The organism is Cupriavidus sp. Met-2 (assembly GCF_049843575.1).
Lineage (GTDB): Bacteria > Pseudomonadota > Gammaproteobacteria > Burkholderiales > Burkholderiaceae > Cupriavidus > Cupriavidus metallidurans.
On record NZ_JBBHZL010000001.1, the window covers coordinates 809,676 to 823,923 of the forward strand.

Consider the following 14,248-nt stretch of genomic DNA (forward strand, 5'->3'; position numbering starts at 1 on the left):
CCGCGGCAGGACGCGGCCCGTCGAGGTGTCAGTGGATGCCGATGCCGCGCGCCATCATCACCGCGCAAAGCGGTAGCAGGATGAACGCGTGCGCTTCGATCATGACCCAGCGGCGCACCTTCTTGATTTCGGCCGGGGTCGGCACGAACTCGGGCAGCTTCAGCGACTGCTTGCGCCACCGCGCAAAGGCAAACGTCGGTGGCAGCGTGGCCAGCGCGATCAGCACGAACACGGTGATCTTGGCGTGGAACCACGGGTTGTGCAGATAGAAGTCCACACCCTTGGCGCCATAGAACAGGCGCAACAGCCCGGTGGCCAGCACCACCATCGCCGACAGGAAATAGAAGAAGTCGTATTGGGACAGGCGGCGCACGGCGGAAGGCGGCATGTCCGGGCGCAGCACGACGGCCTCGGCGGCCATCAGCGTGACAAGGACGAAAATCGCCGTGAAGTGCAGGAACGCGAGCAAGGCGTCGGTCAGCATGCATTCTCCTCAGGGTTGGGGAAACGTCATGATCACCGGCTGCGCGCACCCGCCGGAGCGGGTGCGGTCAAGTCAATGGCGAAAAGCGTGGGCGGGGCAGGTCAGACCACGCCCTTGTTGCGCAGGGCGGCGATGTGTTCGGCACTGTAGCCGAGTGTCTCGCCAAGCACCACATCCGTGTGCTCCCCAAGCAACGGCGGATGGCGCAGCGCCTCGGTCGGCGTGGCGCTCATCTTCATCGGGCTGCCCACCAGCTTGACCGTGCCGGCCGAGGGGTGGGGCAGGTCCACGCGCAGGCCACGCGCCACCACCTGCTCGTTCTCGAAGACCTCGTCGAGCGTGTTGATCGGCCCGCATGGCACGCTGGCACGCTCGAGGTCCAGAATCCACTGTTCACGCGTGCGCGGCGCCACCATCTCGGCCAGGATCGGTACCAGCACGTCTCGGTGCGCCACGCGCTGCGGATTGGTGGCGAAGCGCGGGTCGTCGGCCAACTCGGGGCGGCCGCCGGCGGTGACGAACTTGCGGAACTGGCCGTCGTTGCCCACCGCGACGATGAGCCATCCATCGGCGGCCTGGAACGTCTGATAAGGGACGATGTTCGGGTGCGCGTTGCCCCAGCGCTTCGGCGGGACGCCGCTGGCCAGGTAGTTGGTGTTCATGTTCGCCAGCATCGACACCTGCACGTCCAGCAGCGCCATGTCGATGTACTGGCCTTCGCCGGTACGGTCGCGGTGGGCCAGCGCGGCCAGCACGGCGATGGTGGCGTACTGGCCCGTCATGAGGTCGGAGATCGCCACGCCGGCTTTCTGCGGGCCGCCTCCGGGCAGGTCATCGCGCTCGCCCGTGATGCTCATGAAGCCACCCATGCCCTGGATGATGAAATCGTAGCCCGGGCGCTGGGCGTAGGGGCCGGTCTGTCCGAAGCCGGTGACCGAGCAGTAGATCAGGTCCGGCTTGATCGCTTTGAGCGATTCATAATCGAGGCCATACTTCTTGAGTTGTCCGACCTTGTAGTTTTCGAGCACCACATCGCTCTGCGCGGCCAGGTCGCGCACGAGTTGCTGCCCTTCCGGCGTGCTGATGTCGCACGTCACCGAACGCTTGTTGCGGTTGGCCGCCAGGTAGTAGGCGGCCTCGGCCGTGTCTTCACCCTCGGGGGTCTTGAGCCAGGGCGGGCCCCAGATGCGCGTGTCGTCACCGGCGCCTGGGCGCTCGATCTTGATCACGTCGGCGCCGAAATCGGCAAGATTCTGGGCGCACCACGGGCCCGCGAGCACGCGGGTCAGGTCGAGGACGCGAAGATGGCTTAAAGCTCCCATGGCGATGGCGGCAGGCAGGTTCGAAAGAGCCAGCACTCTATCACCGGGGCAGTCGGGCGATGTCCCTGCGCGGAATCCCGAGGGACGATCCTTGGGCGATAATCGGACAGCCGTCTGCCTGCCAGGGCGCTTGCCGACGGACACCTGCCCACCACTGCCCCGGGACGGGCCTTCCCCGTATAATCAACGGTTTGCAAATCCAACCTGACTGACTGCGCCGTGCCTCGACGCCGGCTGCGCCCGCACAACATGAAAGTCTCCGACATTCGCAGCAAGTTCCTTCAGTTCTTCGAGTCGAAGGGCCACACGGTGGTCCGCTCGTCCAGCCTGGTGCCGGCGAACGACCCGACGCTGCTGTTTACCAATTCGGGCATGGTGCAGTTCAAGGACGTGTTCCTCGGCACTGACAAGCGTCCCTACGTGCGAGCCACGTCATCGCAGCGCTCGGTGCGCGCCGGCGGCAAGCACAACGACCTCGAGAATGTGGGTTACACGGCACGTCACCACACGTTCTTCGAAATGCTGGGCAATTTCTCGTTCGGCGACTACTTCAAGCGCGAGGCCATCCAGTACGCGTGGGAACTGCTGACCAAGGTCTACCAGCTCCCCGCCGATAAGCTCTGGGTCACGGTCTACGCCGAGGACGACGAGGCTTACGACATCTGGGCCAAGGAAGTGGGCGTGCCGGCCGACCGCATCGTGCGCATCGGCGACAACAAGGGCGCGCGCTACGCGTCGGACAACTTCTGGCAGATGGCCGACACCGGCCCGTGCGGCCCGTGCTCGGAAATCTTCTACGACCACGGCCCGGATGTGTGGGGCGGCCCCCCGGGATCGCCGGAAGAAGACGGCGACCGCTACATCGAGATCTGGAACCTGGTGTTCATGCAGTTCAACCGCGACGAGCAGGGCACCATGACGCCGCTGCCCAAGCCGTGCGTGGACACCGGCATGGGCCTGGAGCGTATTGCCGCCGTGCTGCAGCACGTGCACAGCAATTACGAGATCGATCTGTTCCAGGCACTGATCAAGGGTGCCGGCCGTGAAACGCATATCGCGGACCTGAACCAGAATTCGCTGAAGGTCATCGCCGACCACATCCGCGCCTGCTCGTTCCTGATCGTCGACGGCGTGATTCCGGGCAACGAAGGCCGTGGCTATGTGCTGCGCCGTATCGTGCGCCGCGCGATTCGTCATGGCTACAAGCTCGGTCAGAAGACGCCGTTCTTCCACAAGCTCGTGGGCGACCTCGTCGCGCAGATGGGCGAAGCCTATCCGGAACTGGCCGAAGCCCAGTCGCGCGTGGTGGAAGTGCTGAAGGCCGAGGAAGAGCGCTTCTTCGAAACCATCGAAAACGGCATGTCGATCCTCGACGCCGCCGTGGCGGACCTGAAGGCCAAGGGCGGCAAGGTGCTCGACGGCGAACTGGCGTTCAAGCTGCACGATACGTTCGGCTTCCCGCTCGACCTGACGCAGGACGTGGCGCGCGAGCAGGAGATCACGGTGGACGAAGCGGCGTTCGACGCCGCGATGACCCGCCAGCGCGAACAGGCCCGTGCGGCCGGCAAGTTCAAGATGGCCGCAGGCCTCGAATACTCGGGCGAGAAGACCGTGTTCCACGGCTACGACGCGCTCTCGATGGATGGCGTGCGTGTGACCGCGTTGTACGTTGATGGCGCATCGGTCGACACGATGCAGCCGGGCCAGAGCGGTGTAGTTGTGCTGGACAACACGCCGTTCTATGCCGAGTCGGGCGGTCAGGTGGGCGATCAGGGCACGCTGGTGTCGGGCCCGGCCGTGTTCGCCGTGGCGGATACCACCAAGATCCAGTCCGACGTGTTCGGTCATCAGGGCACGCTGGCCAATGGCGCGCTCAAGGTGGGCGATACCGTAGCGGCACAGGTTGACGCGGTCCGCCGCGCCCGCACCGTGCGCAACCACTCGGCTACCCACCTGATGCACAAGGCGCTGCGCGAAGTGCTGGGCACCCATGTGCAGCAGAAGGGCTCGCTGGTCGATCCGGACAAGACCCGCTTCGACTTCTCGCACAACGCGCCGCTGACCGACGCACAGATCCGTCAGATCGAAGAGATCGTCAACGCCGAGATCCTGAGCAATGCGCCGACCGTGGCGCAGGTCATGCCGTTCGACGACGCGGTCAAGAGCGGCGCGATGGCACTGTTCGGCGAGAAGTACGCTGACGATGTGCGTGTGCTGTCAATCGGTACCTCGAAGGAACTGTGCGGCGGCACGCACGTGACCCGCACCGGCGATATCGGCCTGTTCAAGATCGTCGTGGAAGCTGGCGTGGCCGCTGGCATCCGCCGCGTGGAGGCGATCACCGGCGACAACGCGCTGCACTACCTGCAATCGCTCGACGCCCGTCTCAACGAAGCCGCCGCCGCGCTGCGCGCGCAGCCTTCGGAGCTGGTGCCGCGCATCGGCCAGGTGCAGGACCAGGTTCGCGCGCTCGAGAAGGAACTGGAAAAGCTCAAGAGCAAGCTGGCTTCGTCGCAAGGCGATGAACTCGCCGCGCAGGCCGTGGACGTCAAGGGCCTGAAGGTGCTGGCTGCCCAGCTCGACGGCGCCGACGTGAAGACGCTGCGCGAAACGATGGACAAGCTCAAGGACAAGCTGCAGAGCGCGGCCATCGTGCTGGCGGCTGTGGCTGACGGCAAGGTGAGCCTGATCGCGGGTGTGACTGCCGACGCCACGTCGAAGGTCAAGGCCGGCGAACTGGTCAACTTCGTTGCCCAGCAAGTAGGCGGCAAGGGCGGTGGCCGTCCGGACATGGCCCAGGCAGGCGGCACCGATCCGGCAAATCTGCCGAAGGCGCTGGCTGGCGTGACGGAGTGGGTGTCGGCGAAGGTCTGATCCCCGTCGGCATCAATGAGAAAGGCCTCCCGTAACGGAAGGCCTTTCTCGAGAAATAAAAAACGGCTGCGTGAGCAGCCGTTTTTTATTGCGAAGTCGACAGATCAGGCGCGGCCGAGTTCGCCGTCCTTCAGTCGCCACAGGTTTAGCGGGTTGCTGTCCCGCACCGCTTGCGGCAGCAGGTCCGCCGGCACGTTCTGGTAGCACACCGGACGCAGGAACCGGTCGATCGCGCTAGCGCCTACCGAGGTTGTGCGCGTGTCCGACGTGGCCGGGAACGGGCCACCGTGGACCATCGCGAACGACACTTCCACGCCGGTCGGGAAGCCATTGAACAGCACACGACCGACCTTGCGCTCCAGCGCGGGGAGCAAGCGGGCCGCCAGTGCGTGGTCGCCGGCATCCGCCTGCACCGTGGCGGTGAGCTGGCCTTCCAGGATGCGCGTCACGGCTAGCAGCGTCTCGGCATCCTTGCAGGTGACCAGTACCGTGGACGGGCCGAAGACTTCGACGTGCATGCGGTGGTCGGCAATGAACTGCTCCGCCGAGGTCTCGAAGAATACCGGGCGCGCCTGGTTCGGGCCCGTCGCATCCAGTCCGCAGGCCGCACGCGAGAGCCCGGCGATATCGGAGAGTTGCGTGACGCCACGTTCGAACGCCTGGTGGATGCCAGGCGTCAGCATGGTGGCGGCGGGTTTGCCGGTCAGCGCGGCCAGAGCAGTCGCGCGGAATGCCTCGAGGGCCGGACCTTCGATGGCCAGCAGCAAGCCGGGGTTCGTGCAGAACTGGCCGACGCCGAGCACCAGCGAGTCGATCAGGTCGCGGGCAATCTGTTCGCCGCGCGCGGCCAAGGCTTCGGGCAGCAGGTATACGGGGTTGATGCTGCTCATCTCGGCATAGACCGGGATCGGCTGCGGGCGCGTGTTAGCCACGTTCATCAGGGCCAGCCCGCCGGTGCGCGATCCGGTGAACCCGACCGCCTGGATGGCAGGGTGGGCAACCAGCGCCGTGCCGATCGCATTACCTACACCCATTACGAGCGAGAACACGCCTTCAGGCAGACCGCTGTCGGCCACGGCCTTCTGGATGGCGCGGCCAACCAGTTCGGACGTGCCGGGGTGAGCGGGGTGGGCCTTGGCAACCACCGGACAACCGGCGGCCAGCGCGGACGCCGTGTCGCCGCCAGCCACCGAGAACGCCAGCGGGAAGTTGCTGGCGCCGAACACGGCCACGGGACCGACCGCGATCTTCTGCATCCGCAGGTCGGGGCGCGGCGGGGTGCGCTCGGGCAGGGCGCTGTCGAGCGTGGCATCCTGCCAGCGGCCGTCGCGCAGCACCCGGGCGAACAGGCGCAATTGGCCGGTGGTTCGGCCGCGCTCGCCCTGGAGGCGGGCGAGCGGCAGCGCCGTTTCGGCGTGCGCGCGCTGGATCAGTTCGTCGCCAATGGCTTCGATGGCGTCGGCAATCGACTCCAGGAACTGGGCACGTTGTTCGGGCGTGGTGGCGCGATAGGCATCGAACGCCGCCTCCGCCAGCACGCAGGCGCGCTCGACGTCGTTGGCATTGCCGCTGTGGAATGCCGGTTCGAGTTGCTCGCCGGTGGCCGGGTTGATTCCGTAAAACGTCTCTTCTGTGCCGCGCACGGCGCTCGCGCCGATCAGCATTTCGCCGGTAATCGTCATGATCTTGGGTCCTGCGGGTGAGGAGGGATTGGCATGGCGGCCAGCGTGGCCGTCACATCAGATTGGAAGTGATTTTGTCGTAAGACATCATATGACATGGCGCGGCATGCCGCAACCGCGTCGCCCGTAGGGATTCCCCCGCGGGCAACATATAGCGGGCGTGCCTTAGGCCGCCGATCCCGCCATTGCAGATGCCTTGCGCAAACGCTCCCGGCTATTGGTCAGGTGCATCCGCATGGCAGCCTTGGCGGCTTCCGGGTCGCGTCGCTCGATGGCGTCGTAGATGCTTTCGTGCTCGAAATTCACGCGTTCCAGATACTGCTCGCGCTCGGGCTGACTGACTTGCAGGCGGCTGCGCGGGATCACCATCGTGCCGAGGTGGCCCATGATGTCCGTGAAGTATCGGTTGCCCGTGGCGCGTGCGATAGACAGATGAAACTCGAAATCGGCACCTACCGCATCGCTGCCCTCCAGCGCGCTGTGCTTGATGTCGTCGAGTGCCCGGCGAATTGCCCGTAGTTGGTCGTCACTGCGGCGCGTGGCAGCCAGGCTGGCTGCTTCGGCTTCCAGGCTGACGCGGAATTCCAGCATTGCCAGCACATCCATCGCCGTGACAATGGCCGAAGGGTCGATGCGGAACGGCGATTGCGTTTCCGCGGGGCGATTCAGGACAAAAGTGCCGATGCCGTGGCGCGTTTCCACCATGCCGCTGGCCTGCAGCCGTGATAGCGCCTCGCGCACCACCGTGCGGCTCACGCCGAGCCTGGCCATGATTTCGGATTCGGTCGGGAGTTTGTCGCCCGGTTTGAGCTGGCCCTGCTGGATATTCTCGGTCAGGCTGCCGACCACCTCTTCGGCGAGCGTGCGGCCACGGCGGCGCAGGGGAGCGGGCGAAGTCAGCGGGGCATTGGACATGGCGGGCAGATATCTTGGATCTTGGCCAGTGGCGATCACTGGTTGTTGACCGTGTAGTGATGCGCTCATTATACTTCGTCATAAGTCATACGACGACCGATAACACACAGGTGCTTGCAGCTACCCTCACGTTGTGGCAGCGCCGGCCCGGAGACAACCGACATGAATGCCGCTTCCCTTCAAGGCGCCGCTGGTGCCACGCCTGTCGTCACTGAACTGACCGTTGTCCCCGTCGCCGGCCACGACAGCATGCTGATGAACTTGTCGGGGGCGCACGGCCCGTACTTCACCCGCAACATCGTGATCCTGCGCGACAGCGCAGGCAATACCGGCGTTGGCGAAGTGCCGGGCGGCGAGGGCATTCGCAAGACGCTCGAGGACGCGCGCCCGCTCGTGGTTGGTCAACCGATCGGCCAGTACCAGGCGATGCTGAACAAGGTTCGAGCCACGTTCGCGAGCCGCGATGCCGGGGGACGTGGTCTGCAGACCTTCGACCTGCGCATCACGATCCATGCCGTGACGGCGCTTGAAGCCGCGCTGCTCGATCTGCTCGGCAAGCACCTCCAGGTGCCCGTGGCGGCCCTGCTCGGCGAAGGCCAGCAGCGCGACGCGGTGGAGATGCTGGGCTACCTGTTCTACGTCGGTGATCGCCAGCGTACGACGCTTGACTATCGCACCGAGCCCGATGCGGACAACGAATGGTTCCGCCTGCGCAATGAAGTGGCGATGGATGCGAAAGGCGTGGTGCGACTGGCCGAGGCCGCGTACGAGCGCTACGGCTTCAACGATTTCAAGCTCAAGGGTGGCGTGCTGAGCGGTGACGAGGAAATGGAGGCGATCCTCGCGCTGCATGAGCGTTTTCCGAAAGCACGCGTCACGCTCGACCCGAACGGCGGCTGGCTGCTGGCCGATGCGATCCGCCTCTGCCGCGACAAGCATGGCGTGCTGGCCTATGCGGAGGACCCCTGTGGCGCCGAGGACGGCTACTCGGGCCGCGAGATCATGGCCGAGTTCCGCACTGCCACCGGACTACCTACGGCCACCAACATGATCGCCACCGACTGGCGTCAGATGGGTCATGCGGTGCGCCTGCATTCGGTCGACATTCCGCTGGCCGATCCGCACTTCTGGACCATGCAGGGCTCGGTCCGCGTGGCGCAGATGTGCGCGGAGTGGGGGCTGACCTGGGGCTCGCACTCGAACAATCACTTCGATATTTCGTTGGCCATGTTCACGCATGTGGCCGCCGCCGCGCCGGGCCGCGTGACGGCAATCGACACGCACTGGATCTGGCAGGACGGTGAGCACCTGACACGCAACCCGCTCAGGATCGAAGGTGGCCTGGTGCAGGTACCGAAGACTCCTGGTCTGGGCGTGGAGCTGGATATGGATGCGCTCGCGCGCGCCAACCGCCTCTATCAGGAAAAGGGACTCGGCGCGCGCGACGATGCGATCGCGATGCAGTTCCTGATCCCGGGCTGGAAGTTCAACAACAAGATGCCCTGCATGGTGCGCTGACGGGCCATGCCGCGTGGCGGGGGCAGTGGGTGTTTCGCCACGACAGACAGATAACAACAAGCCAAACGCTTTTCGTCAAAGCAGGAGACAAACGATGTTCCAGACACTCTCGCCCATTGCGGCGCAAGGGGGCACGCGGCGCGTGTCCCACCTCTCCACGTTGCTGCGCCGCTGCCTTGGTGTGGCCATCGCATTGGCCGCCGGGGCGACCGTAAGCACCACCGCGCTGGCTAACACCACCGGGACCACCGCGTGGCCGCAGAAGGCCGTTACGGTGGTCGTGCCGTTCCCGGCTGGCGGTTCCACCGACACCATCGCGCGGATGCTGGCGGCCCCGCTCAACGAGAAGCTTGGTCAGCCGTTCGTGATCGACAACCGGCCGGGGGCTACCGGCGCGATCGGCGCGACGTTCGTCAAGCGCGCACCCGCTGATGGCTACACGATGATGGTGGCGTCGATCGGTGTCTATGCCGTCAATCCGTTCCTGCAGAAGAACCTGCAGTACGACCCGGCCAAGGACTTCGACCTGCTCACCGTGGCCGTGCGCGCGCCCAATGTGCTGGTCGCCAATCCGAACTTCCCGGCCAAGACGCTGCAAGAACTGGTGGCCTACATGAAGAAGAACCCGGGCAAGGTCAGCTTCGCCACGTCGGGGGCCGGTTCGTCCGACCATCTGACCGCGGCGCTGTTCTGGCAGAAGAGCGGCACGGATGGCTTGCATGTGCCGTACAAGGGCGGCGCGCCCGCGATCTCGGATCTGCTGGCCGGCCAGGTGGACGTGTCCTTCCAGAACATCAACGCGGTGCTTCAGCACATCCGCTCGGGCAAACTGCGCGCGCTGGCCGTAACGTCAGACAAGCGGTCGGCTGTGCTGCCGAACGTGCCGACCATGGCCGAGGGCGGCGTGAAGGACGTGGAGGTGTATTCGTGGCAGGGCGTGGCGGCGCCGAAGGGCCTGCCTGCCGATGTGAAATCGCGCCTGCATGGGGCCATCGTGACGGCACTCAAGGACGCGAAGATGCAGCAGAAGCTCAATGAGCAGGGCTTCGAGGTCGTGGGGAACTCTCCCGAGCAATTCGCGGAGTTCGAGACGCAGGAGCTCAAGCGGTGGAAGACCGTGATCGAGCAGGGCAAGATCACGGCCGAGTGATCGCCGTGTGCTTGCCGCACACGCCCGGCTCCGCAATTTGGGGGGGTCAATTCAGGTAGCTCCATGGAAGTGCTTGCCCCGCCTTGATGGCGGGGCTTTTTGCTTTCAGGCTTCGGTGTGCGGCCTGACATCGATGCAACCGTTTGTAAGTCTGTCATCGTGGTTTTGGCGCCTCCCGTTATGGGCACATAACTCTGGAGGATCGCCCCGATGTCTTCTCGTCTTTCACTTCCCGGCACTGTTCTGCTCTCGGCCGTTTGCGTTGCGGCCGCCGGCCTGAGCGGTTGTGTCGTCGAGCCGCAGCGTCATGTCGAGCGCGTCGAAGTGCAACACATTACCCAGGCACCGCCGGCGCCGATCGTCGAGGAGATTCCTCCGGCCCCATATGTCGACGCCTACTGGATTCCCGGACACTGGGCCTGGAAGGGCGGCCGCTATGCATGGAACGGCGGGCATTGGGAGCAGGCGCGCGTGAACATGGTGTACCAGCGCGCGCACTGGAGTGACGAGCATGGAGAATGGGTGTTCCATCCCGGGCGCTGGGTGGAGCTGGTGCAGCAGGCCCGTGTGGCGCCGATCGTCGTGAACGTGCCGCCGCCAATGCCACGCGTGGAAGTCATGCCGCCACCGCCCGGTCCAGGGCATGTCTGGATTGGCGGGTACTGGCGGTGGTCAGGCGGCCGGCATGAATGGGTCGCCGGCCAATGGGAAGCGCGGCGCGACAGCGCTTTCTGGGTGCCCGGGCACTGGTATCGCAACGGCGGCGGCTGGGCCTTCGCCGGGGGCGTCTGGCAACAGTATTGATTTGATGTAGCTTGAACCGCCCGGACCACGACGAGGTCCGGACGGGGACGCAGGAAGCCGTTCGGTGAAGGGCGCTGCGCGGCGTTGGATCTAGGCTCCAAATGTCTGCATATAAGGTCAACCAGAGTGCTTTATAGTTGACAATGTAAATGCGAATAATTTACATTTACAAGCCTGTGCTTCCTGCCGTCACTTGATTCAATCGCAAATGCGAACACCCGCCTGACAAGGGCCAAGGCCAGCGCCAGTTGTTCCGGTTGGCCGTGACCCGCCATTCCACGAGAGTGAAAACGTTCTCGCGTCCCACCCGGACGCGAGTGGGTATCCCTTTGCCTTGCAACACCGCATTCCCGCAATGAGGTGGCCGCGATCGAAGCTGGATCGCGGCCTGACTTCGACTGGCGCGGCAGCACTGAACGTCATTTCAAGTCATTCATGCTGGAGTCTTCCGTGCAGCAAAAAATCCTATCGAGTGCCATCCGCGTGCTGGTTTCTGGCGCGGCCTCAGCCGGTCTGGCAATCTCCGTGTCAGCTGTTCCGCTGGTCGTACATGCGCAAACCGCGCCTGAAGGTCAGAGTTCGGCTGGATCGGCCGACGACAGAAATGTGCTGCCGTCTGTCACGGTAACGGGCAAGGGTGTTCCAAACACCAATGACGCACCGACGGGGATCTCTCGTCTGCCGGAGACCATCAAGGAAACGCCCAAGACGATCAACGTCGTGCCCAAGGAGGTTATCGAGCAGCAGCAGGCCACTTCGCTCGAACAGATCCTGAAGAACGTGCCGGGCATTACGATTTCCACGGGTGAGGGCAACGGCGGGCAGAACGGCGACCAGTTCCGCATTCGCGGCCTTTCCGCCAAGGGCGACATCTATGTCGATGGTCTGCGAGACTTCGGCGCATACAAGCGCGACAGCTTCAACACCGAAAGCGTGGAAGTGATCAAGGGACCGTCGGGTGAGGCGTTCGGCGTGGGCAATATCGGTGGTCTGATCAACCAGTCGACCAAGCGGGCGAACCTGAACACGAGCACCAGCATCGACCAGGGCGTCGGGTCGGCGTCGACGTACCGCACGACGGTCGACAGCAATATCCGCCTGAATGATACGTCCGCCGTACGTATCAACGGCGTGTTCCAGAATGGCCGTGTCGCGGATCGCGACCATGTCGACGACGACCGCCGCGGTATCGCCATCGATTTCGGCACCGGCCTCGGCACCAGCACGGAATGGCACCTGAATTACTCCTACCTGCACCGTAGCGGCGCGCCGGATTTCGGTGTGCCGCTGGCGCAGGGTGCGGATGGCATCTTCCGTCCGCTGCCTGAGTACAACGTACCGGGTTACGCGTCGTCGACGTCCTACGTCCGCAATACCGACCGCGACATCACCGACGCCCATATCGTCTCGTCGTCGTTCATGAAACGACTCGACAACGGCATCACCATCAACAACGACACGCGTTTCAGCTTCTACGAGCGCGATTTCTCGTCAACCAACCCGGCGTCGCTCAACTACGCGAGCCTGCAGCGGTTGCTGGCGGGCGGCAACGTGAGTTTGTCGTACGGCGCGGGCGGCGGCTCCACCTATCTGCAGCGCGGCTGGGGCATTCAGAACGTGCTGAGCGCCAAGGGCGAGTTCCATACCGGTAGCTTCCGTCACAAGGCCATGGTCGGCCTGGATACGATCTACCAGCGTGACCATCGCGACATGGGCACGTGGACGGGCCGCATGAACAACCAGACCGTCATGAACCCGATTTTCTACAACAGCCCGGGGGCGACGGTCAGTTATGGTGGCACCACGCGCGATGCGAACTCGATCGACGTTGGCGTATTCGCCAACGACCGCGTCTGGTTCAACGACCAGTTCTCGTTGATGGGCAGCCTGCGCTGGGACTACTTCCGCAGCGAGTACTCGACCAACGCGTCCTCGGTCGGTGGCGTATCCGATTCGAAGAAGCTGAGCCCGGCTATCAGCGCGATCTGGGAGCCGACCAAGGACTACATGTTCTACACGTCGTTCTCGCGCACCTATCGTCCGGTCGGGACCGATATCGCGGTGGCGGTCGGCGGCGTGCAGTCCGAGGTGCCGCAGAACGGCGTCAACACCGAGCCAGAGCGTGCCGACACGATCGAAGTGGGCGCCAAGCTGGATTTCCTCGAAAAGCGCCTGGGCGTGACCGGTGCGATCTTCCAGACGAAGAAGTACAACGCGTACACGGTTGACCCGATCACCGGAGACATCACCAACGGTTTCTCGGATTCGGGTGAAGGCCGACGCATCCGCGGCGCGGAAATTGGCCTGAGCGGGCGGATTACGAACAACTGGTCGGCCACGATGGCATATGCCTACCTGGACGGCATCGTCACCTCGGCCACGGCGCCTACCTCGATTGGCAATGTCGCCCCAGGCGTCTCGCGCCACAATGTGACGCTCTGGACCAGCTATGACATTCCGCACACGATCCTGCCACTGCCGGGCCGGCTCACGGTGGGTGGTGGTCTCCAGTACGCCTCGGCCTATTGGGCGGACACGGCGAACACCGCGCGTATGCCCGATAACTTCTCGCTCGATGCGATGATCGGTTACAAGCAGGGCAAGTTTCGCGCGTCGCTCAATGCCTACAACCTGACGAATCGCCTGAACTATCAGTCGTCGTTCAACGTGGCGCGTGCCGTACCCACATCTGGGCGGACGTTCCTGTTTAACGTCGGCATGACGTTCTAACGCAAGTAGCGGGCTTTACGGAGCGGCTACCATACGCTTTCCGGCGTACGTGCGCCGCTCCGCCAAACCTTGAAGTGCCATGCTCATTCAGATACCCAATGTCCTCACGCCGGAGGAAGTCCGGTACTGCAGGCAACGGCTGGAAAGTTCGAACTGGGTCGACGGTCGCGTTACTGCGGGCGATCTCGCGGCCCAGTCCAAGCTCAATCTGCAGATTCCCGTCGATAGCGAGGTAGCACAGGAACTCGGCGAGTTCATCCTGACCGCGCTGGGTCGCAATGCCTCGTATCACTCCGCCGCGCTGCCTCTGCGCGTCTTGCCGCCGATGTTCAATCGCTATGAAGGCGGCATGACATTCGGCACGCACGTGGACAATGCCATCCGTACCGTGCCGGGCACCGGCGGGATGCGTATCCGCGCCGATGTCTCTAGCACGCTCTTCCTGACCGATCCCGACGAGTACGACGGCGGAGAACTCGTGATCAAGGACCTGTACGGTAGCCATACGGTGAAGCTGCCGGCCGGGCACATGGTGGTCTATCCTGCGTCGTCGCTGCACGCCGTGACTCCGGTCACGCGCGGCGCTCGCTGGGCTTCGTTCTTCTGGGCGCAATCGATGGTCAAGGACGACGGCCAGCGGACGATGCTCTACGAACTCGATCTGACGATCATGGAAGTCCGCAGGCAACTCGGCGACGACAAAGACGCCGTGCTCGCGCTGGTCAACCACTATCACAACCTGCTCAGGCGCTGGGCAGAGCTTTGACTC

General features: G+C 64.3%; 10 protein-coding genes. 6 read left to right on the plus strand and 4 right to left on the minus strand.

Features of this window, described 5'->3' with window-relative positions; genetic code table 11:
* Nucleotides 1–28: 28 nt before the first annotated feature.
* Nucleotides 29–484, minus strand: coding sequence for a DUF2214 family protein (locus WD006_RS03840; protein ID WP_011515658.1), 456 nt, complete (start codon nucleotides 482–484; stop codon nucleotides 29–31).
* A gap of 101 nt (nucleotides 485–585) precedes the next feature.
* Nucleotides 586–1,806, minus strand: a complete 1,221-nt coding sequence (locus tag WD006_RS03845; RefSeq protein ID WP_008647133.1) for a CaiB/BaiF CoA transferase family protein — start codon at nucleotides 1,804–1,806, stop codon at nucleotides 586–588.
* A 249-nt stretch (nucleotides 1,807–2,055) separates the two neighbouring features.
* Between WD006_RS03845 and alaS the strand changes: the two genes are divergently transcribed.
* Nucleotides 2,056–4,680, plus strand: coding sequence for an alanine--tRNA ligase (gene alaS / locus WD006_RS03850; protein ID WP_029308285.1), 2,625 nt, complete (start codon nucleotides 2,056–2,058; stop codon nucleotides 4,678–4,680).
* Nucleotides 4,681–4,784: 104 nt separating this feature from the next.
* On the opposite strand, the gene WD006_RS03855 is transcribed toward alaS, so the two are convergent.
* Together WD006_RS03855 and WD006_RS03860 are read right to left on the minus strand one after the other, a co-directional pair.
* Nucleotides 4,785–6,362 carry an aldehyde dehydrogenase (NADP(+)) gene (locus WD006_RS03855; RefSeq protein WP_029308284.1) on the minus strand — a complete coding sequence of 526 codons (1,578 nt, stop codon included), beginning with the start codon at nucleotides 6,360–6,362 and terminating at the stop codon, nucleotides 4,785–4,787.
* Nucleotides 6,363–6,527: 165 nt separating this feature from the next.
* The gene (locus WD006_RS03860; protein ID WP_008646042.1) at nucleotides 6,528–7,277 is read right to left on the minus strand and encodes a FadR/GntR family transcriptional regulator; all 750 of its coding nucleotides are present in this window, start codon (nucleotides 7,275–7,277) and stop codon (nucleotides 6,528–6,530) included.
* A gap of 162 nt (nucleotides 7,278–7,439) precedes the next feature.
* Between WD006_RS03860 and gudD the strand changes: the two genes are divergently transcribed.
* The 5 genes from gudD (at nucleotide 7,440) to WD006_RS03885 (ending at nucleotide 14,245) form a co-directional block, all read left to right on the plus strand.
* Nucleotides 7,440–8,795, plus strand: coding sequence for a glucarate dehydratase (gene gudD, locus WD006_RS03865; RefSeq protein ID WP_011515662.1), 1,356 nt, complete (start codon nucleotides 7,440–7,442; stop codon nucleotides 8,793–8,795).
* Nucleotides 8,796–8,889: 94 nt separating this feature from the next.
* Nucleotides 8,890–9,945, plus strand: a complete 1,056-nt coding sequence (locus WD006_RS03870; protein ID WP_011515663.1) for a Bug family tripartite tricarboxylate transporter substrate binding protein — start codon at nucleotides 8,890–8,892, stop codon at nucleotides 9,943–9,945.
* Nucleotides 9,946–10,155: 210 nt separating this feature from the next.
* Entirely contained in the window at nucleotides 10,156–10,749 is a 594-nt protein-coding gene (locus WD006_RS03875) for a YXWGXW repeat-containing protein (RefSeq protein WP_029308283.1), read from the plus strand.
* A gap of 450 nt (nucleotides 10,750–11,199) precedes the next feature.
* Nucleotides 11,200–13,479 carry a TonB-dependent receptor gene (locus WD006_RS03880; RefSeq protein WP_104670186.1) on the plus strand — a complete coding sequence of 760 codons (2,280 nt, stop codon included), beginning with the start codon at nucleotides 11,200–11,202 and terminating at the stop codon, nucleotides 13,477–13,479.
* A gap of 79 nt (nucleotides 13,480–13,558) precedes the next feature.
* Nucleotides 13,559–14,245, plus strand: a complete 687-nt coding sequence (locus tag WD006_RS03885; RefSeq protein ID WP_011515666.1) for a Fe2+-dependent dioxygenase — start codon at nucleotides 13,559–13,561, stop codon at nucleotides 14,243–14,245.
* Nucleotides 14,246–14,248 lie beyond the last annotated feature (3 nt).

Coding starts and splice junctions, on each gene's coding strand:
- WD006_RS03840 (WP_011515658.1), bottom strand. CDS start 484: ATGCTGACCGACGCCTTGCTCGCGTTCCTGCACTTCACGGCGATTTTC.
- WD006_RS03845 (WP_008647133.1), bottom strand. CDS start 1,806: ATGGGAGCTTTAAGCCATCTTCGCGTCCTCGACCTGACCCGCGTGCTC.
- alaS (WP_029308285.1), top strand. CDS start 2,056: ATGAAAGTCTCCGACATTCGCAGCAAGTTCCTTCAGTTCTTCGAGTCG.
- WD006_RS03855 (WP_029308284.1), bottom strand. CDS start 6,362: ATGACGATTACCGGCGAAATGCTGATCGGCGCGAGCGCCGTGCGCGGC.
- WD006_RS03860 (WP_008646042.1), bottom strand. CDS start 7,277: ATGTCCAATGCCCCGCTGACTTCGCCCGCTCCCCTGCGCCGCCGTGGC.
- gudD (WP_011515662.1), top strand. CDS start 7,440: ATGAATGCCGCTTCCCTTCAAGGCGCCGCTGGTGCCACGCCTGTCGTC.
- WD006_RS03870 (WP_011515663.1), top strand. CDS start 8,890: ATGTTCCAGACACTCTCGCCCATTGCGGCGCAAGGGGGCACGCGGCGC.
- WD006_RS03875 (WP_029308283.1), top strand. CDS start 10,156: ATGTCTTCTCGTCTTTCACTTCCCGGCACTGTTCTGCTCTCGGCCGTT.
- WD006_RS03885 (WP_011515666.1), top strand. CDS start 13,559: ATGCTCATTCAGATACCCAATGTCCTCACGCCGGAGGAAGTCCGGTAC.